This window comes from Campylobacter sp. RM16192 (genome assembly GCF_004803855.2).
GTDB lineage: Bacteria > Campylobacterota > Campylobacteria > Campylobacterales > Campylobacteraceae > Campylobacter_A.
In genome coordinates this window covers 1628925-1647675 of record NZ_CP012552.1, presented here as the reverse complement: position 1 = coordinate 1647675, position 18751 = coordinate 1628925, and the positions used below count along the sequence as shown (strand labels likewise).

Sequence of the window (18751 nt, the reverse complement as noted above, 5' to 3'; positions counted from 1 at the left end):
TAGAATTCTTGATAATAGTATAGAGTTCATTTAATTTATTAATTTTATTTTAGATTGTGTTTTTGTAGAGTTTAATGATTAAAATGTATATTTTTTATTATTAGATTTGAATTTTTCAAAGTAATATTTTTGGTGTTTATTTATTTGTAAACAGACAAATAAGTTCTATGTAAATTTCTTGTTTCTAAAAATTGAATATAAATTTCCAATAATTGGAGTGCTGTAAATTATTAGTTTTTTCTTTATTCTAAAGAGATACTCATTCTCGTTTTTAAAACTTGAGATATCTATTCGACGTATTTTAAATTTATCATCTCCAGTACAGTATCCTCCATCAAGTACGCTAAAAGCAAATTCATATTTAGACTCTTTGATTAGCTTCATAGATATATTATTAAAATGCCCTTTTGGCCAGCAAAAACCAAACTCTTTTTTATCTGGAAATATTTTTTTGATCTTCTCATACGATTTGTTAAGTTCATTTTTTAATCTCTCTTCATTATTGCTTTTGCAGGAAAAATGAGTAGCTGTATGACTGTCAAATTCAAAAATTCCGCTCTCTTTCATCTCATAAATTTCATCTAAATTTAAAAAATGTTCTATATCTTTTTCATAATCTATATCCTTATGCGGTTTTAATCTAAAGTTATAATCTTCACGTTTAAAATCACTTATATTATCAGTTACTAGAAAACAAACCGCAGGTATTTTAAGTTTTTTTAACACTGGAAATGCATATTTATAATTATCAAAATATCCATCATCAAAGGTTAGTAAAATACTTTTTTGCTTTGATTGGTTTCTATTGAATAAGATATCTTTGAAATTTTGGTAATTTATAAATATAAAACCCATATTCAAAATTTGCTTTAATGTTTTCTCTAAAGTGTCTGGCGAAATAGTTAGCTCATCTTTTATAGGTGAGCAATGATGCATGGTTAGTATGCAAAGAGGTCTTGTCATAGTCGCTCCAGGAAAATCTTTGTGTTGTTTTTTGCTATTTGTGTGTCATAATTTTGTGATACAAATTCTGCTGCGTTCTTTCCATCTGTATCTCTTTTATGTTTATCTTTTATATATAAAATTATTGCTTCTGCAAGTTTTTGTATATCTAAAAAATCTACACAAATTCCCCTTTCTCTTAGTAATAAATTCATAGGTTTTATATCAAATGCTACTACGGGTCTAGATAGTGCCATAGCTTCAAGAAGCGCAGTAGGTAAACCTTCTGTGTGTGATGGGAAAACAAAAATATCAATACCTTTAATAACATTTGCAATATCTTTTCTAAAACCAGTAAAAATAATTCTATTTTTTAAACTGTTATCAAAAATAGAATAAATTTCTTCTTTAATATCACTTCTGATATCTCCACCAAAAATTCCCCAAACATTTTTGTTTTCATTTATTACTTTTTTAAGTGAATTAGCAAATTCGTAAACCCCTTTTTTTCTATAAAGTGCAGAAAACATCCCAACAGTTATCGCTTCTTTTGGTATATTAAATTCTTGTTTAAAAGTAGAATTTGAATTATTTAAATTTTTAAAATCAACAGTTGTAGGCATATAAAAAATCTTATCTTCTGCTACGCCTATATCTTTTAGGTATTCACTTACAGATGGACTTACTGATATTATTTTATCAAATAATTTTTTATGCATAAATTTACTAGCTACTCCTCTAATTGGGAATTGATTATGCCTTTCTCTAGCAAATTTAACTCCTTTATTGCGATAAAACACTCCTGCCATAGCTCCTACCCAGCTGTCTGTTGAGCCATTTGTTATAACTAAATTTATGTTTTTTTCTTTTATTATCTTACACAATCTTGGTACACTTTTATGATAATTTGTTTTGCTCATCTTAAATTCTAAAACTTCAAATCCTTTTTCTTTGGCAACTTCTGAAATTTGTGAATTTGGATTGCAAAATAGCATTACATTATGTCCAAGTTCGCGAGCAAAAATCATCTCGTTTATCACTTTATTTTGTTGCCCACCCCAATTATAAAGTGTTTCTGTGTATAGTATATTCATCTATCTTTTCTCTTATCTTATCTTTTATTTCTAATATTTCTTCTTTGCTAAATTCAATTAAACATCTACTTATCCTTGAGTCCTGACAGCCTGCTTTTTGGCATGATATACATTCCCAATCTTTTTGAAATACAAAATGTTTACCTATACCTTGATTTCCTCTGTGGTTTAAATAGTTTTGGCAAATATCGTTATCCCAAGGTCCCCAAATTTGTGCGTTGCTTGGACCAAAAAGAGCTATGCAAGGTGTATTGTTTGCAGCTGCCATATGCATAATAGCAGTGTCTACACCAATATAAAGAGCAGAAATTTTGCTGAGTGCTGCAACTTGCTTAAGGTTAATTTGACCACCTAAATTTATAGGTTTGGTTTTACAGAGGTTAACTACTTCATCAAGCTTTTTTAATTCTATTTCATTTTTATCGCTTGTTATTACTACTTTTACTTTAAGCTCATCTTGACAAAAATCTATAATTTCTGCCATAAGCTCATCTTTAGCACATTTAAACATCCATCTGCTGGTTAGATGCATATGTGCAAAGGTCTTTGGTAGTTGAAGATGGGATATTGGATCTTTATTTGAGTATAGCATAACTTTTTTACATATTGGTTCTATTCCAATAGTCCTCAATGAGTCTAAATTCGTTTCGACCATATGTTTCGGATTTTTTGACATGGGAACTATATCTGTTATTAGCCTGTTTAATATCTTATTTTTTCCTTCATATCCAACTATTCTTTTTATTTTGGCATATTTGGCTATTATTATACCGCGGTCACCTTCGGTTGTTTGAATTGCAATGTCGTAATTTTCTTTTTTTATAGTATTTGCATATCTTAGTTCAGTTATTATTTTTTTTAGAAAGCTTGAATTTTGAACTTTCTGTCTGTCATAAATATGTATTTTTCTAATATTGGGATTGCCTTCTATCATAGCTTCACAACCTTTGTTCAGCGCAAAATCTATAATGGCATCTGGAAAATAATGTCTTAAATTTGTTAAAATAGGAGTAGTTAATAAAACATCACCTATGTGTCTAAATTTCATAATTAAAATTTTAAGTTGCTTTTTATTATCCATTGATTATTTCCGATGATCAAATAAAATTTTACTATAACTTTAAAAACTCATATCTTGGAAATATAATGTATATATTTTCTTAGATGTTATGAATTTTAGCATTTTAAATCAAGTAACATATTTTATTAAGTGTAAACTCACAATAAATTTTTAAATATCAAGTTATTTTTTTGACAATTTTTTGATATTTTAGAGTTTGATTATTATACTATAATACAAATGAATTATTAATATCTGATATTATTTTGTAATAATATTTAAATTATTTATTGACCCATTTACTGCTTTGTTTTAATTTTTATTTTAATTTTACAAGTTTTTTGCTAAAAAAATTTAAATATAGTATAAAAAATTATTCTTTGAAAAAATGCTATAAGTTGCAATAAGGTTTTGTAGTTAAAATAGCTTAGTAAAATTAATTCTTCTTATTATATTTTTATAGTCAAAAAAATGATTTTTATCAAAGTCTTAATTAAATTTTAAATAATAATCTTTCTCTTAGCAAAAATTAGCTAAAATCGGGTCTATATTTTAATAATTAAGGCTTAGCAGTGATAGATATAATGCAAATTCAAAAAATCCTCCCGCACAGATATCCTTTTTTGCTCATCGATAGAGTCGTAGAGATCGAGCCGGCAAAGCACATCGTAGCTTACAAAAACGTAACCATCGGCGAACCGGTCTTTCAAGGACATTTTCCAGATCATCCGATATATCCGGGCGTTATGATTATCGAGGGTATGGCTCAAGCCGGCGGAGTGCTCGCATTTAAGAGCATGAGTGATGAACATCAGGCGGGCATTGAAAATAAAGTTGTCTATTTTATGAGCATAGATAGGGCTAAATTTCGCCATCCGATCCGCCCTGGCGACAGGCTAGAGTACCGCCTTGAAGTGCTAAAACACAAAGGAAATATCTGGGTTCTTGACGGCAAGGCTTATGTGGATGGAGTGCTTGCTTGCGAAGCCGAGCTAAAAGCGATGATAGTTGATAAGTAAGAAAAGTTGATAAATAGGCAAAATTTGATGAAAAATATCCATAAAACAGCAGTCGTAGAAGACGGCGCTAAGATCGGCAAAGACGCGATAATCGAAGCCTATGCCTATGTCGGAAAAGACGTGGTGCTTGGTAACGGCGTGCTTGTTAAGCAAGGAGCTAGGATCGTTGGTGATACGCATATAGGCGATTTTAGTAAAATTTATAGCTACGCGATCGTGGGCGATATACCTCAAGATATCAGCTATAAGCCTGAAAGCGATACCGGTGTGCGAATAGGTAAAAACGCTACAATCCGCGAATTTTGCACCATAAATTCAGGCACGCATAAGGGCGATGGGCTAACTAGAATCGGCGACAGTGCCTTTATCATGGCGTATTGTCACATAGCGCATGACTGTATAATCGGCAATAACGTAATTTTAGCAAACAACGCAACATTGGCAGGACACGTTGAGATGGGAGATTTCGCCGTGGTTGGCGGACTAACTCCGGTGCATCAGTTCGTGCGAATCGGCGAAAGTTGCATGATAGCAGGTGCAAGCGCGCTTAGCCAAGATGTGGTGCCGTTTTGCTTGGCCGAGGGCAACAGAGCCTATATAAGAGGGCTAAATTTGGTTGGAATTCGCAGAAGATTTGATAAAGAAAATGTTGAAGAGATAAACAGAGCGTATAAATTTTTATTTAGACACGAAGGCGGGTTAAAAGAGGCTGCGGGCGAGCTTTTGAAAACTCAAAATAACGAAAATGTAAAAAAAATGTGCGAATTTATACTAAGCACGACGCGGGGAATTCCGCTTGCAAAAGGAAGAGAATAATGGCAAAAAAGTGTAATTTTTGCGGCGAAGTCGAGTCAAGCGACAGAAGGCTGCTATCTGATATAGACGGGCATGCTTTCATATGCGAATACTGCATAAATGCCGCTTACAATATGATTTACGGTGATACCAGCCTTGAAAAAAACGAAGAAATTTTAAAGCATGATTATAAAAATTTGACTCCAAAAGAGCTAAAAGAGGTACTTGATAACTACGTTGTTGGTCAAGATACCGCAAAAAAGGTATTTAGCGTAGGAGTTTATAACCACTACAAGAGAATTTTTAAGCAAAGCGAGATCGAAGATGATACCGAAATTTCAAAGTCAAATATCTTGCTTGTAGGACCTACTGGAAGCGGTAAAACGCTAATGGCTCAAACTTTGTCTAGGTTTCTTGATGTGCCTATAGCCATTTGTGACGCGACAAGTCTAACTGAGGCTGGATACGTAGGCGAAGACGTGGAAAACATCCTAACTCGCTTGCTTCAGGCGGCTGATGGCGATGTGAAAAGAGCCGAACAGGGCATTGTATTTGTAGATGAGATCGATAAGATAGCAAGGATGAGTGAAAACCGCTCGATAACGCGCGATGTTTCAGGCGAGGGCGTACAGCAAGCGCTTCTTAAGATAATCGAAGGAAGTGTCGTAAATATCCCTCCAAAAGGCGGAAGAAAGCATCCAAACCAAGACTTTATCCAGATAGATACTTCAAACATTTTGTTTGTTTGTGGCGGGGCGTTTGACGGACTTAGCGATATCGTGGAAAGACGCATCGGTAAAAACGTGCTTGGATTTAACCAAGACAAGCGCAGTAAAGATGAGAGGTCAAATTTACTTCAGCTACTTGAGCCTGATGATCTGGTGCATTTTGGACTTATACCTGAGCTTATCGGAAGGCTTCACGTCGTAGCTACGCTAAATGAGATTACCGAAGATGATATGGTGAGAATTCTTACCGAGCCGAAAAACGCGATCTTAAAGCAGTATCAAAAGCTATTTGCGATAGATAAAGCGACGCTTAAATTTGACGATGAGGCGCTAAGAGAGGTTGCTAGACTTGCGATCGAGCGAAAGACGGGCGCAAGAGGGCTTAGAAGCATAATGGAAGAGGTAATGATAGATATTATGTATGAGCTACCGGAGCTTGGCGGATATGAGGTAGTGATCACAAAAGATGTTGTAAGCGGCGGCGCTAAGCCAATTTTAGTAAAGCAAAACAAACTAAGCGCATAATATAAAAGGTAAAAGATGATTTTAGATCAAATTATTGGATTTTTCTCAAGTGATATGGGTATAGATTTGGGCACGGCAAACACTCTTGTGTTAGTAAAAGATAAAGGCATTATAATAAATGAGCCTTCAGTAGTTGCCGTGCAACGTGAAAAATACGGTAAGCAAAAAATTCTAGCAGTAGGACATGAAGCCAAGGAGATGGTAGGTAAGACTCCCGGCGATATAGAGGCTATAAGACCGATGAGAGACGGCGTTATAGCTGACTTTGATATGACTGAAAAGATGATTAGATACTTCATAGAAAAGACACATAAACGTAAAAGCTTCATTCGTCCGCGTATTATTATTTCGGTGCCTTATGGATTAACTCAGGTTGAGAGAAAAGCCGTTCGAGAAAGTGCACTTAGTGCGGGCGCTAGAGAGGTGTTTTTGATAGAAGAGCCTATGGCTGCGGCAATTGGAGCAAATTTGCCGGTTCGTGAGCCGCAAGGAAATTTGGTTGTAGATATCGGCGGAGGAACTACTGAGATAGGAGTTGTCTCCTTAGGAGGTCTGGTTATCAGTAAATCAATTCGAACTGCTGGCGATAAGATTGATATGAGCATAGTAAACTACATAAAAGAAAAATACAACCTTTTAATAGGCGAAAGAGCTGGAGAGGATATAAAGATCCAAGTAGGCTCTGCTATACAGCTTCCTCAAGAGCTTACTATCGTAGTCAAAGGGCGCGATCAAGTAAGCGGACTTTTAAGCAGGATAGAACTAACTAGTGAAGATGTGCGAGAGGCGATGAGAGAGCCTCTTAAAGAGATAGCTGACGCCTTAAAAACAGTGCTTGAAATGATGCCGCCAGATCTTGCCGGAGATATTGTAGAAAATGGAGTGGTTTTAACAGGTGGTGGAGCTCTGATAAGAGGACTTGATAAATATCTATCTGATATAGTGAAGCTTCCTGTGTTCGTGGCCGATGAGCCGCTAATGGCTGTTGCAAGAGGAACTGGTAAGGCCTTAGAAGAGATAGGACTTTTGCAACAACTAACAAATGAAGAGTAAAATTTTATTTGTTATTTTAATCGGAGCCTTGGTGCTTGGCTCTCTTTACAAGGGTGAGATATTTAGCAAAGAGGTTGTAAATTTAAATAGTTCTATTGTCAAAATGTATGATGATGGCATTAAATTTATAGTCAACAAGGTAAATGAGCATTTTAGACAAAAAGAGGAGATAATATCTCTTAGAGCTCAAAATGTTGAGCTTGAAAAGTCTGCCGTTCTTTTAGCCTCATTTGCTAAAGAGCTAAATGAAATTTTGATAGATAAAAATTCAAGCATATATGAGCCCAAAATTCAGCTCGTTAGAGCATTAAGCTATGTAAATATAAGCGATTATAATAAAATTTGGCTTGATAAATTTGATGATTTTAATAGCTCTAAAATTTATGGGCTTATCTATCAGGGTAAGAGTGCCGGTATAGTAGTATCTAAAGACGATCGCCCAATGGCCATCTTGCAAAATGATCCTAAAAATATATTTGCGGTTTTTGTGGGAAATGAAAAGATCCCAGGTGTAGCACATGGCAATAAGAACGGACTTTTGATAAAATTTATTCCTCAATGGCTTCATCCAAAAGAGGGCGATGAGGTCTATACAAGTGGGCTTGACGGGATATTTTTTAGCGGAGTTCCTGTAGGAAAAGTTACAAAAGTTATTGAAGAGAGTTTATATAAGAGCGTATTGGTAGAACCATACGTAAAAGTTGATATTCCATCATATCTATATGCAGTTACAAAGGAAAAATAATGCCAAAAAGAGAAGATATAAAAACAGTTTTATTGATAGGCTCAGGACCTATTGTTATCGGTCAAGCTTGCGAATTTGATTATAGTGGCACGCAGGCGGCTAAGACTCTAAAGAGTTTAGGCTATAAGGTCGTGCTTATTAACTCAAACCCAGCTACCATCATGACCGATCCTGATTTTGCCGATGCTACTTATGTAGAGCCTATTACAAAAGAGAGTATAAAACGTATAATCGATAAAGAAAATGTAGATGCCATTTTGCCTACTATGGGTGGACAAGTGGCTTTAAACGTGGCTATGCAGCTACATGAATCAGGAATGCTTGAAGGCGTGAAATTCTTAGGCGCTAGACCTGAGGCGATCAAAAAGGGTGAGGATAGACAGGAATTTAAAGCTGCTATGCAAAGAATAGGTATGGATCTGCCAAAGAGTAGATACGCTTATAACCTCGAAGAAGCTATGTCAGCTGCTAATGAGATAGGATTTCCTCTTATTATTAGAGCGTCTTTTACTCTAGGTGGCGCAGGAAGCGGAGTTGCATATAATATTGATGAGTTTAGAGAGCTTGCGCAAGCTGGCATAGATGCAAGCCCGATACATGAAATTTTAATAGAGGAGAGTTTGCTTGGCTGGAAAGAGTATGAGATGGAGGTTATTAGAGATAGCAAAGACAGTTGCATTATAGTATGTTCTATCGAAAACCTCGATCCAATGGGTGTGCATACGGGAGATTCTATCACTATAGCCCCAGCGCTTACTCTAACAGATAAAGAGTATCAAAAGATGCGCGAAGCAAGCTTTGCGATTATCAGGGAGATAGGTGTAGATACCGGTGGAAGCAATATGCAGTTTGCTATAAATCCGAAAAATGGTAGAATGGTAGTTATAGAAATGAACCCGCGTGTTAGCCGTAGTTCTGCGCTTGCCAGTAAGGCTACAGGTTATCCTATAGCAAAGGTTGCTACTCTTCTTGCCGTTGGCTTTAGCCTAGACGAGATAAAAAACGATATAGCCGATACTCCTGCATCAAGAGAGCCCGCAATTGATTATATAGTGACTAAAATTCCTCGCTTTACTTTTGAAAAATTTCCAGGTGCGAATCCGTATTTAGGCACGGCGATGAAGTCTGTGGGTGAAGTAATGGCTATAGGAAGGACGTTTAAAGAGAGTATTCAAAAGGCACTTTGCTCGATGGAAAAGGATTTTTATGGATTTAACTTTTTAAATTTAGATAAAAACGCTTTGATTTACGGACTTAGAAACGCTAATGAAAATCGTCTTTTGATGATCGCTCAAGCATTTAGAGACGGACTTAGTATAGATGAAATTAGCGAATATAGCAAGATAGATCCTTGGTTTTTGGATCAAATTCGCCAAATAGTTGAATTTGAAGATAGAATTGATATGGATATATTAAATGATGAAAATTTGCTTCGCGAAGCCAAATCAATGGGCTTTAGCGATAAGATGATAGCTCATCTTATAAATTTAAAAGACAATCTTGAACTTAGTCAAAATGATATCTATTTTGCTAGAAATAAGCTTGGTATTAATCTTGAATACAATGAGGTAGATACTTGCGCAGGAGAGTTAAAAGCGCTTACTTCGTATCTGTATTCTACGACAAATATCACTAAAATTCCACAAAATTTATTAGCCGATGATTCTAAAAAAGTGATGATAATAGGCGGTGGACCAAACCGAATAGGTCAAGGCATAGAATTTGATTATTGCTGCGTACATGCAAGCTACGCTCTTCGCGATCTTGGCGTAAAGACTATAATGTATAACTGTAATCCAGAGACTGTATCAACAGATTACGACACGAGCGATGTGCTTTATTTTGAGCCGATTGATTTTGAGCATGTACGCTCAGTCATCGAACGCGAAAAGCCAGATGGAGTGATAGTGCATTTCGGAGGACAAACTCCTCTTAAATTTGCTAAGCGCTTAACTATAGCCGGTGCTAAGATTATCGGAACTACTGCTCGCGTTATTGATATCGCAGAAGATAGAAAGAAATTTAGCGAATTTATAAATAAAATCGGAGTAAAGCAACCCGTTAACGATACCGCTACAAGCGAAAGCGAGGCTATTAGAAAGGCTAATACCATAGGTTATCCGGTGCTTGTGCGTCCTAGCTATGTACTTGGCGGACGTGCTATGAGAAGAGTTCATAGTGAGGCTGAACTAAAAGAGTATATGAGCGAAGCTGTGAATGTAAGCAACAATTCTCCTGTATTGCTTGATAAATTCTTGCAAGATGCTATTGAGCTTGATGTCGATGCAATAAGCGACGGCAAGGATGTATATATCGGTGCTATTATGCAGCATATCGAGGAGGCGGGTATCCACTCAGGCGATAGCGCGTGCATACTGCCACCAATGAGTTTAAGTAGCGAGATGATAAAAAAAGTCGAGAGCCAAACTCGCGATATAGCACTAAATTTGGGCGTTGTGGGACTTATGAATATCCAGTTTGCTATCTATCAAAACGAGCTATATATGATAGAAGTAAACCCTCGCGCAAGTCGCACCGTGCCTTTTGTAAGTAAGGCTACGGGCGTTCCTATGGCAAAGGTTGCAACCCGCGTTATGTGGCAAGGAAATTTGCGTGAAGCGCTTAAATTTTACGACGCTTACGGAGTCGTCTTTGAAGAGGAGGGCATCCTAAAACCGCGCGTTAAAAATCACGTTTGCGTTAAAGAAGCGGTATTTCCGTTTAATAAACTAAGCGGCGCAGACTTAATCCTTGGCCCTGAGATGAAATCAACGGGCGAAGTTATGGGTATCAGCAGTGATTTTGCAAGAAGCTTTGCCAAGTCGCAAATTGCAGCCAACAACTCGCTTCCGACAGTGGGACTTGTCTTCTTAACTCTTGCGGATAATGACAAGACATATGCTGTTAATCTTGCAAAAGAGTTTATAAAATTAGGGTTTAAGATAATAGCAACAGGTGGAACGCATAAAATTTTAAAATATAGCAATGTAGATGCGGAATTTGTGTATAAGATCAGCGAAGGTCGTCCAAACGTGGAAGATATGCTCAAAAACGGCGATATCTCGCTTGTTATAAACACAAGCGACAGCAAATCAAACGCCGAGGATGGCAAGAAAATTCGCCAAAATATATTGCGATTTAAAATTCCTTATTTTACGACTATCGCTGCTGCGCTTGCCGCTGCAAAGTCGATTAGAAGCGTTCAAGATGGTTCAGCTTTGGAAGTAAAAAGTTTACAGGATTATTTAACGAAATAGTTTAAATGAAGCAAAAAGATTTTGTCATAAAAGCTATGGTTGAAAACGGAAATTTGGCTACGTTTTCACAGCTTTATAGACTAACCGATGTTAGTTCGTGGCAGACTAAAACTCCGTTTGCCACGATACGCAGGATAGTTCAGACAAATAAAGAATTTTTTAAAATTCAGCCCGGACTTTGGGGTCTTAGCGAATTTAAAAGCGAAATTTTATCAAAGCTTAATATAAAAGAGATTACACGAGAGAATGAGTTTACCCACTCTTATTTTCAAGGAATTATCGCACAAATCGGGAATTTAAGAAATTTTTATACTTATATACCTCCACAAGATAAAAATAGATTTTTCATCGATAAAAAACTACATGAAGTAGCTACGACTAGTGAAATTTATGAATTTTCTTATCCAAAAATCATAAAAATTGCTAAAACTATCGATGCGATATGGTTTAACGAACGCAAGCTGCCTCATTCGTTTTTTGAAGTAGAGCACTCAACTGATTTTAAAAATTCTCTTAATAAATTTTATGAACTTCAAGACTTTAACGCTACGATGTTTATAGTTGCAGATAAAAATAGACGCGCTCAATTTGATAGCGTAATTAACGCATCCATATATGAAAGTATTGCTAATAGCGTGCGTTTTGTTGATTATGATAGCATAGTAAAACTATATGAAAAAGAAAATTTAAAGGTTCAAGTTGGAATTTGAAGTTCAAATAACCGAGACACTTGTAAAAAAGCTTGTTATTAAAGCAAAAAATAAAGAAGAAGCGTGTAAGATCGCAAAATCAGCTTATAATAAATGTGAAGTGATTTTAAGCGCAGATGATTTTTGCTGTGTGGAATTTGAAGCCAAAGAACAAATTAAGTCTGAAATTTAAAATTTAGGTTTTTAATGGAGCAAAATTTAACAAATTTTTATGATTTTTTAGGGATGCTTAGGAAAACTAATGCAAATTTAGGTTATTTTACCGATTTTAAAAAGTGTGATGAAAATTTGCAAATTGTTTCGATAAAGCTTCATGCGCTTAATTTTTTGCTTGGTAAAGATGATTTGAAAACAAATATTTTCACTATTAAAATATTCTGAAATAATTCGCGCAAAATTGCTTCCACCGCGATTTTTACGAGCATTTGTATCAAGCCCCACTTCTACTCCAAATACATAATCATAAATTTTTAATTTTCCCACTTATAAAAACTTTATCAAGTCCTGTTTCACAAAAAAATTCATAGATTTTTTCTGGGTCGTTAAAATATGTCTTAATCTTAGTTAAAACCCTGTTATTATCAATTACATCTGTATTTTTATCACGAACCGCAATAAGCAAATTTAAGACATCAAAGCACTCTTTATCATACTTAAAAAGTCTGTTAATATTTGTTTTCAAACTGAAGTTAGCAACCTAAGCCTTGGCTTAGATTTAGGAAGCGATCAAAAGAGATTTGATTTTGTTATCAAAGCTGGTGAGCTAACATATTTGATAGAGACAAATTTTTATAATACGGGCGGTTCAAAACTAAATGAAGTAGCCAGATCCTATATAGAAATTTCGCACAAAGTTTCACTTTATGACAGATTTAAATTCGTTTGGATAACAGACGGACAAGGCTGGTTAAGTGCTAAAAATAAGCTTGAAGAAGCTTATAAAAGTGTGAAGATTTACAACTTATCTACGCTTCATCTTTTTACTAGTGAGCTAAAACATGGCTGATAAAGTAGAAAGCAACTTCACTCTTCTTCAAGGCGATTGCTTTGAAATTTTGCCGAAATTTACAAAAGAATTTGATCTAATCTTTGCCGATCCGCCATATTTTTTATCAAATAACGGCTTAAGTATCCAAAGCGGACGCATAGTAAGCGTCAATAAAGGCGAGTGGGATAAGAGCTATGGCATAGATGAGATAGATAAATTTAACCTCTCTTGGCTTAGCCTAGCCAAAAATGCGCTAACCGACAACGGAAGTGTAATGATAAGCGGAACCTATCATAATATCTTTTCTATCGGGCGAGCTTTGCAAAAGCTGGATTATAAAATTTTAAATATCATAACATGGCAAAAGACAAATCCGCCTCCAAATTTTAGCTGTAGATACCTAACTCACAGCACAGAGCAGATTATCTGGGCAAGAAAGAGTGAAAAGCATAAGCATATATTTAACTACGAACTTATGAAAAAACTAAACGGCGATAAACAGATGAAAGATGTTTGGAGTTTTCCGGCTATTGCTCCTTGGGAGAAAAGCTGCGGCAAGCATCCGACGCAAAAGCCGCTTTCTCTTTTAGTGCGTATAATTTTGATGGCAAGCAGTGCAAATAGCCTTATCTGCGATCCTTTTAGCGGTTCAAGCACGACGGGAATAGCTGCAAATTTATTAGGACGAAAATTTGTAGGTATAGAAAAAGAGGATGAATTTATTAAAATTTCTCAAAAAAGAAAACAGGAGTTAGATGCAAATTTTGTCAATTTTAAACGTAAATTTTCAGACATTCGACTACTTGAACAATATAGCTTAGATTTTTAAGAAATAGTATTTAAAATAAAGTAATATTTTATTTGTGATTAAGATTAAATTTATATACTTATTTTTTAATCTTAAGGTTGATCTATGCAAAAAAATATAAGCGAATTCTTGGGCATACTCTCTACACTTTTTGGCGGTATTTTATGGGGTTTTAGTGGGGTTTGCGGACAATATCTATTCGAACAAAAAAATATAAGCCCAGATTGGCTTGTTCCTTACAGGCTATTTTTGGCTGGAACGGTTTTGGTAATATATTTTATGATTTCAAATCCAAAGCTAGCTTTTAAACCGATAAGAGATACTAAGTTGCTTTTAGAGCTTATGATATATGCTTTTTTCGGTCTTTTGATGACGCAATATACATATTTTTGTGCTATAGAGCTATCAAATGCCGCAGTTGCAACGGTCATACAATACTCTGCGCCTGCAATGATACTAGCTGTTGTATGTTTAATGGAGAGAAGATTTCCAAAGCAAAATGAACTAATCGCTTTAATACTTGCTATTTTAGGTGTCTTTTTATTGGCAACTCATGGAAATTTCAATACTCTTGCCATCGGAGGAAAAGCTTTAGTTTATGCTCTAATAAGCGCAACAGGCATCGTCATTTATAGCCTTGTACCGACAAGACTTAATAAAAAATATCCTGTCGCCTTAAACCTGGGCTGGGGTATGGTGATAGCTGGAGCTGCTTTGGCACTTATAACAAGACCTTGGAGTTTAGATGGTGTAAGTGATACTGATGGCTTTTTAGCGTTTTTGTCTGTCGTCACCTTAGGCACTATTTTTGCCTTTAGTTTTTATATGGTAGGCGTTAAGACAATAGGTGCAAGCAAGGCTAGCATGATAGCTTGCATAGAGCCTGTTAGTGCCGCTATTTTTGGATATTTTTGGCTTAAGACCGAGTTTGTTTTATTAGATTTTATCGGGTTTGTATTTATAATATCTTGTATTTTAATACTTTCTAAAAAGGAGAAGGCGAGATGATATATCTTGCCCAAACCGATACTACAGCTGGATTTTTAAGCAAAGATTATCGTGAACTAAACCGAATTAAAGGGCGAGACGAAGATAAGCCATGTCTTATCACAACATCAAAATTTAGCGAGCTAAAAACACTCGTGCGAGTTCCAGATAAATTTAAAAATTTAGTTCGCCGAGCAAGAAAAACTACATTTTTATATCCAAATTTAAAGGCCGTGCGAATTGTTAAAGAGTGCGAGCATGCTCAATTTCTTGATATTCACGGCTGGCTTTACTCAACTAGTGCAAATTTAAGCGGAGAGAAATTTGATGAAATTTGGGCAAAAAGCGTAGCGGATAATATAGTGGATAGCGAGTTTAAAGAGAGTGCAAGCTCAAGGATATATAAAATTTCAAACAAAAGAATAAAAAAGCTTAGATAGGTCTTTTTGTAACAATACTTTCTTGAAATTTCAATCTTATCTTTTAAATTTTACATTTAAAACATTATAGAATATACATTAATATTAAACCAGAATAAATTTAGTTTCAATCTGTAACATCAAATGCCTAAAATAAAAATATAAAAATAACTTTAAACAAAATTTTTTTACTACAGTGTTAATATTTCACCATAAAAATCTATCAAAAAGGATCCAAAATGAGCGAATATATTAACCAGACTTTGGAGTGGATAAAGAGGACAAACCCAGGTCAGGCAGTATTCGTCCAAGCCGCTACAGAGGTGCTTTATAATTTAGAGCCTTTAATAAAAAAAGAGAGCAAATACCAAAAACACGCCATATTAGAGCGCATAGTAATCCCTGAAAGAACGGTTATTTTTAGAGTGACATATACCGATGATAATGGAAGACCCCAGGTTCATAATGGCTATAGAATCCAATTCAATTCAGCAGTTGGTCCATATAAGGGCGGGCTTAGATTTCATCCTAGTGTTGATCTTGGTGTGCTGAAATTTTTAGCATTTGAGCAGATTTTTAAAAACTCTCTTACAGGCGTTAGAATGGGTGGTGCAAAAGGCGGAAGCAGTTTTGATCCAAAGGGTAAAAGCGATAATGAGATAATGCGTTTTTGCCAAGCTTTTATAAACGAACTATACCGCCATATAGGTAACACCGTAGATGTGCCAGCAGGCGATATAGGTGTGGGCGCTAGAGAGATTGGATATATGTTTGGACAGTATAAAAAACTAACCGGTAGATTTGATGGGATTTTAACAGGCAAAGGCTTAAATTGGGGCGGAAGCCTTGCTAGAACAGAGGCTACAGGATATGGAGTTGTGTATTTTACTCAAAATATGCTTCAAAAAGCCGGTCTTGATCTTGATGGCAAAAGATGCTCCGTAAGCGGAAGCGGAAATGTCGCCATATATACCATAGAAAAGCTTTATCAGGTGGGGGCATTGCCTATTACGGCTTCTGATTCAAGTGGTTACGTATATGATAGCGAAGGTATAGATGTATCTTTACTAAAGGAGATAAAAGAGGTTAGGCGTGAAAGACTTAGCGAATATGTGAAATTTAGACCAAATGCAAAATATGTAAGCGTGAGCGAATATAAAGAGGGCAGAAATGGAGTCTGGGATGTGCCTTGTGACGGAGCTTTTCCTTGTGCTACTCAAAACGAGATCCATTTAACAGATATAAAAGTGCTTTACGCAAACGGTTGTCGCTTTGTCGCAGAGGGTGCAAACATGCCAAGCACATTAGATGCGATAAATTTTATGCTAGCTCAAAAAGATTTTTATTTCGCTCCTGCAAAAGCTGCAAATGCGGGAGGAGTCGGCACTAGCGGAATAGAGATGATGCAAAATGCCGGTATGACATCTTGGAGTTTTGAAAAAGTAGATAGAATGCTTCACGGTATCATGAATCATATTTTTGAACTCTCTTACGAGACGAGCAAGGAATTTGGAGACGAAGGCAACTTGGTTTTAGGCTCAAACATCGCAGGTTTTAGAAAAGTTGCTGATGCGATGATAGATCAGGGGTATGTCTGATAAATTAATAAGCATATATTTTAAGCCCAAACTTTACATTAAGAGTGTAAATTTACATAAATACTATTAAAAGGAGCCGATATGAAGTTTATAAACGCTTTTTTTATAGGAATTTTATTCGTTTTAGCAGTTATTTTTACTCTTTTTGTCGGGCTTAAAACAAGCTATTTTGACTATTATAAAGTATCTGAATATTTTAATATAATTTTTGTAGATAGTGTGCCTTGGCTTTGGATTTTACCGACCTCTTTTGTATTCGGATATCTTATTTTCTATACACCTTTTAGAAAATTTATACGAATTTTTTACGCCATTATTTTATTAGTCTGCGCTCTATCGTGGCAAGATGAGTTAGGCAGAAAGATCGGTGAATTTATTTTTAAAGGTGAATTAACCACCATTAAGCCTTCGCCTGATTTAAATATAACAATCAAAGGAAATGTTATATACACCGGGCGCAAACAAATTTACTTTCTTAGAAGTGATACCGGCAAGGTTGTAGAGATCAAAAGATTTTAGGCTAAAATTTTCTTTACTGTAAGACTTGCTAAATTTAGTCCAAAGACAGCCGTCACTCCCATAAAGCTTCCAAGCTCTTTACACTGTGGTAACTCCGTAGAAAATACCACTTCAAAGTCGCCTTGAAATCCTGATCTTTTAAGCTCGCTTCTATATTTTCTGGCAAGAGGATCATTGTAGGTTTGCCATACAGAGGCTACTTTTACCTGTGAGGCGTCTATGCGTTTTGCTCCCCCCATCGAGGCTATTATTTTTTTAGGCGCAGCATTAGCAAGAGCGATTTTTGCCGCCATATCATCTATGGCATCTACTACGACATCAAATTTGCTAAAGTCAAAATTTTCTATAAATTTAGGCGTGATAAGCTCTTTTAAAGCCTTGATATTTGGATAAATTTTAGCAAATTCGTCTACTTTCACAGCCCCTACCGCTTCGCTGTAAATTTGGCGATTTTGGTTTGTAATGTCGAAAGTGTCTTTGTCTATTATTACGATTTCACCGATTCCGCTTCGAGCTAGAGCGTCTACGCATACTCCTCCGACTCCTCCAACTCCGCATACTAGCACTTTGGCCTTTTGAAGTTTTTCAAAGCCGTCACCCCCCACAAGCCATCTTATGCGAGTAAATCTATCTATTATCTCGCTCATTTTATGCTCTTTTTTAAAATTTCTAGGCTTGAGTGAGCCGTCATATCAAGCATAATAGGAGTAAGGCTCGCGTAGCCTTCGTTTACAACGCTTATATCGCTTGGTTCGCCTTGTTCATAATCAAGCGCAGCTACTCCTAACCAATAATACTCTATCCCTCTTGGATTACGGTTAAGTGTAGCGTGAGTAGCATAGCTTCGCCTGCCTACCGGCACAACTTGATAACCTTTAAACTCTTTTGGAGTAACCGCTGGGATGTTTACGTTTAAAAATTGTCTATCAGGCAAATTTATCTGATTGTCAAGTACTTTTGGCACTATAAATTTTACTATCTCTCTTGCTAGAGAAAAGCCAAGCATCTCTATGCTGTCATTTTTATAAAATTGCGAAAATGCGATTGATTTAATTCCTTGCAATACTCCTTCCATCGCTGCTCCACACGTTCCAGAATAGGTTATATCCTCGCCCAAATTTGCACCGTGATTTATGCCAGATATTACTAAATCAGGTTTTTTTTGATATAAGGCGTGAAGCGCTAAGTATACGCAATCGCTTGGGGTAGCGTCGTCAAGCTTGAAAAAATTATCATCTATTTTTATAAATCTAAGCGGTTTTGTAAGTGTCAAAGAGTGTGCACAAGCTGATTTTTCAGAGCTTGGAGCTACTATGGTTACATTTGTGTTTGGTATCTCCATTAAGGCTCTAGCTAGTTCGTGAAGTCCTTTTGCCTCAAATCCGTCATCATTTGTGATTAGAATCTCTCTCAAAATTTTCCTTTGAAATTTTATTGAGCTAATTATATCCTTTTTTATAAATTTGGTTTTAAGGCTTGTATCTTTTAATAATCTTAACTTTCA

Annotated in this window: 20 protein-coding genes and 1 pseudogene; 15 read left to right on the top strand and 6 right to left on the bottom strand. The window is 35.8% G+C overall.

Features of this window, described 5'->3' with window-relative positions:
• Positions 1-165 precede the first annotated feature (165 nt).
• From CDOMC_RS08730 to rfaQ, 3 genes are read right to left on the bottom strand one after another with little or no spacing between them, the layout of a single operon-like run.
• Positions 166-963 (bottom strand): polysaccharide deacetylase family protein, encoded by a 798-nt coding sequence (locus CDOMC_RS08730; RefSeq protein WP_172129410.1) that lies wholly within the window; start codon positions 961-963, stop codon positions 166-168.
• Complete coding sequence (locus CDOMC_RS08725) at positions 960-2036, bottom strand: glycosyltransferase family 4 protein (protein WP_172129408.1); 1077 nt, start codon at positions 2034-2036, stop codon at positions 960-962. The genes CDOMC_RS08730 and CDOMC_RS08725 overlap by 4 nt, the downstream gene beginning before the upstream one ends.
• Entirely contained in the window at positions 2005-3117 is a 1113-nt protein-coding gene (gene rfaQ / locus CDOMC_RS08720) for a putative lipopolysaccharide heptosyltransferase III (RefSeq protein ID WP_172129406.1), read from the bottom strand. The genes CDOMC_RS08725 and rfaQ overlap by 32 nt, the downstream gene beginning before the upstream one ends.
• Before the next feature lie 551 nt (positions 3118-3668).
• Between rfaQ and fabZ the strand changes: the two genes are divergently transcribed.
• From fabZ to CDOMC_RS10205, 9 genes are read left to right on the top strand one after another with little or no spacing between them, the layout of a single operon-like run.
• Complete coding sequence (fabZ, locus tag CDOMC_RS08715) at positions 3669-4115, top strand: 3-hydroxyacyl-ACP dehydratase FabZ (RefSeq protein WP_172129404.1); 447 nt, start codon at positions 3669-3671, stop codon at positions 4113-4115.
• A 27-nt stretch (positions 4116-4142) separates the two neighbouring features.
• Positions 4143-4931, top strand: a complete 789-nt coding sequence (gene lpxA, locus CDOMC_RS08710) for an acyl-ACP--UDP-N-acetylglucosamine O-acyltransferase (protein WP_172129402.1) — start codon at positions 4143-4145, stop codon at positions 4929-4931.
• Positions 4931-6163, top strand: a complete 1233-nt coding sequence (gene clpX / locus CDOMC_RS08705; RefSeq protein WP_172129400.1) for an ATP-dependent Clp protease ATP-binding subunit ClpX — start codon at positions 4931-4933, stop codon at positions 6161-6163. Before lpxA ends, clpX begins: the two co-directional genes overlap by 1 nt.
• Positions 6164-6178: 15 nt before the next feature.
• Entirely contained in the window at positions 6179-7216 is a 1038-nt protein-coding gene (locus CDOMC_RS08700; protein WP_172129398.1) for a rod shape-determining protein, read from the top strand.
• Entirely contained in the window at positions 7206-7961 is a 756-nt protein-coding gene (gene mreC, locus CDOMC_RS08695) for a rod shape-determining protein MreC (RefSeq protein ID WP_172129396.1), read from the top strand. The genes CDOMC_RS08700 and mreC overlap by 11 nt, the downstream gene beginning before the upstream one ends.
• A complete protein-coding gene (gene carB / locus CDOMC_RS08690) occupies positions 7961-11218 on the top strand; it encodes a carbamoyl-phosphate synthase large subunit (RefSeq protein WP_172129394.1) in 3258 nt (1085 codons plus the stop codon). The genes mreC and carB overlap by 1 nt, the downstream gene beginning before the upstream one ends.
• A 5-nt stretch (positions 11219-11223) precedes the next feature.
• A complete protein-coding gene (locus tag CDOMC_RS08685) occupies positions 11224-11928 on the top strand; it encodes a hypothetical protein (protein ID WP_172129391.1) in 705 nt (234 codons plus the stop codon).
• Complete coding sequence (locus CDOMC_RS08680) at positions 11918-12100, top strand: DpnD/PcfM family protein (protein WP_172129389.1); 183 nt, start codon at positions 11918-11920, stop codon at positions 12098-12100. Before CDOMC_RS08685 ends, CDOMC_RS08680 begins: the two co-directional genes overlap by 11 nt.
• 14 nt (positions 12101-12114) lie before the next feature.
• Entirely contained in the window at positions 12115-12309 is a 195-nt protein-coding gene (locus tag CDOMC_RS10205) for a DpnII family type II restriction endonuclease (protein WP_172129387.1), read from the top strand.
• On the opposite strand, the pseudogene CDOMC_RS10200 reads toward CDOMC_RS10205, so the two are convergent.
• A pseudogene (locus tag CDOMC_RS10200) lies at positions 12286-12610 on the bottom strand (DpnII family type II restriction endonuclease); the annotation flags it as partial. The gene CDOMC_RS10205 and the pseudogene CDOMC_RS10200 sit on opposite strands and share 24 nt — an antisense overlap.
• On the opposite strand from CDOMC_RS10200, the gene CDOMC_RS08670 reads away from it, so the two are divergent.
• The 6 genes from CDOMC_RS08670 to CDOMC_RS08645 all read left to right on the top strand — a co-directional run bounded on the left by CDOMC_RS08670 (position 12560) and on the right by CDOMC_RS08645 (position 17247).
• The gene (locus tag CDOMC_RS08670) at positions 12560-12934 is read left to right on the top strand and encodes a DpnII family type II restriction endonuclease (protein WP_336244381.1); all 375 of its coding nucleotides are present in this window, start codon (positions 12560-12562) and stop codon (positions 12932-12934) included. The pseudogene CDOMC_RS10200 and the gene CDOMC_RS08670 overlap by 51 nt on opposite strands.
• Positions 12927-13745: a DNA-methyltransferase gene (locus CDOMC_RS08665; protein ID WP_172129385.1), complete on the top strand. Its 819-nt coding sequence runs from the start codon at positions 12927-12929 to the stop codon at positions 13743-13745. Before CDOMC_RS08670 ends, CDOMC_RS08665 begins: the two co-directional genes overlap by 8 nt.
• Positions 13746-13829: 84 nt before the next feature.
• A complete protein-coding gene (locus CDOMC_RS08660; RefSeq protein ID WP_172129383.1) occupies positions 13830-14732 on the top strand; it encodes a DMT family transporter in 903 nt (300 codons plus the stop codon).
• Positions 14729-15151 carry a Sua5/YciO/YrdC/YwlC family protein gene (locus CDOMC_RS08655; RefSeq protein WP_172129381.1) on the top strand — a complete coding sequence of 141 codons (423 nt, stop codon included), beginning with the start codon at positions 14729-14731 and terminating at the stop codon, positions 15149-15151. The genes CDOMC_RS08660 and CDOMC_RS08655 overlap by 4 nt, the downstream gene beginning before the upstream one ends.
• 218 nt (positions 15152-15369) lie before the next feature.
• The gene (gene gdhA, locus CDOMC_RS08650; RefSeq protein ID WP_172129379.1) at positions 15370-16728 is read left to right on the top strand and encodes an NADP-specific glutamate dehydrogenase; all 1359 of its coding nucleotides are present in this window, start codon (positions 15370-15372) and stop codon (positions 16726-16728) included.
• Between the two features lie 81 nt (positions 16729-16809).
• Positions 16810-17247: an isoleucyl-tRNA synthetase gene (locus CDOMC_RS08645; protein WP_172129377.1), complete on the top strand. Its 438-nt coding sequence runs from the start codon at positions 16810-16812 to the stop codon at positions 17245-17247.
• On the opposite strand, the gene CDOMC_RS08640 is transcribed toward CDOMC_RS08645, so the two are convergent.
• Together CDOMC_RS08640 and surE are read right to left on the bottom strand one after the other, a co-directional pair.
• Positions 17244-17894: a tRNA threonylcarbamoyladenosine dehydratase gene (locus CDOMC_RS08640; RefSeq protein ID WP_172129375.1), complete on the bottom strand. Its 651-nt coding sequence runs from the start codon at positions 17892-17894 to the stop codon at positions 17244-17246. The genes CDOMC_RS08645 and CDOMC_RS08640 overlap by 4 nt on opposite strands.
• Positions 17891-18661 (bottom strand): 5'/3'-nucleotidase SurE, encoded by a 771-nt coding sequence (surE, locus tag CDOMC_RS08635; protein ID WP_172129373.1) that lies wholly within the window; start codon positions 18659-18661, stop codon positions 17891-17893. Before surE ends, CDOMC_RS08640 begins: the two co-directional genes overlap by 4 nt.
• Positions 18662-18751 lie beyond the last annotated feature (90 nt).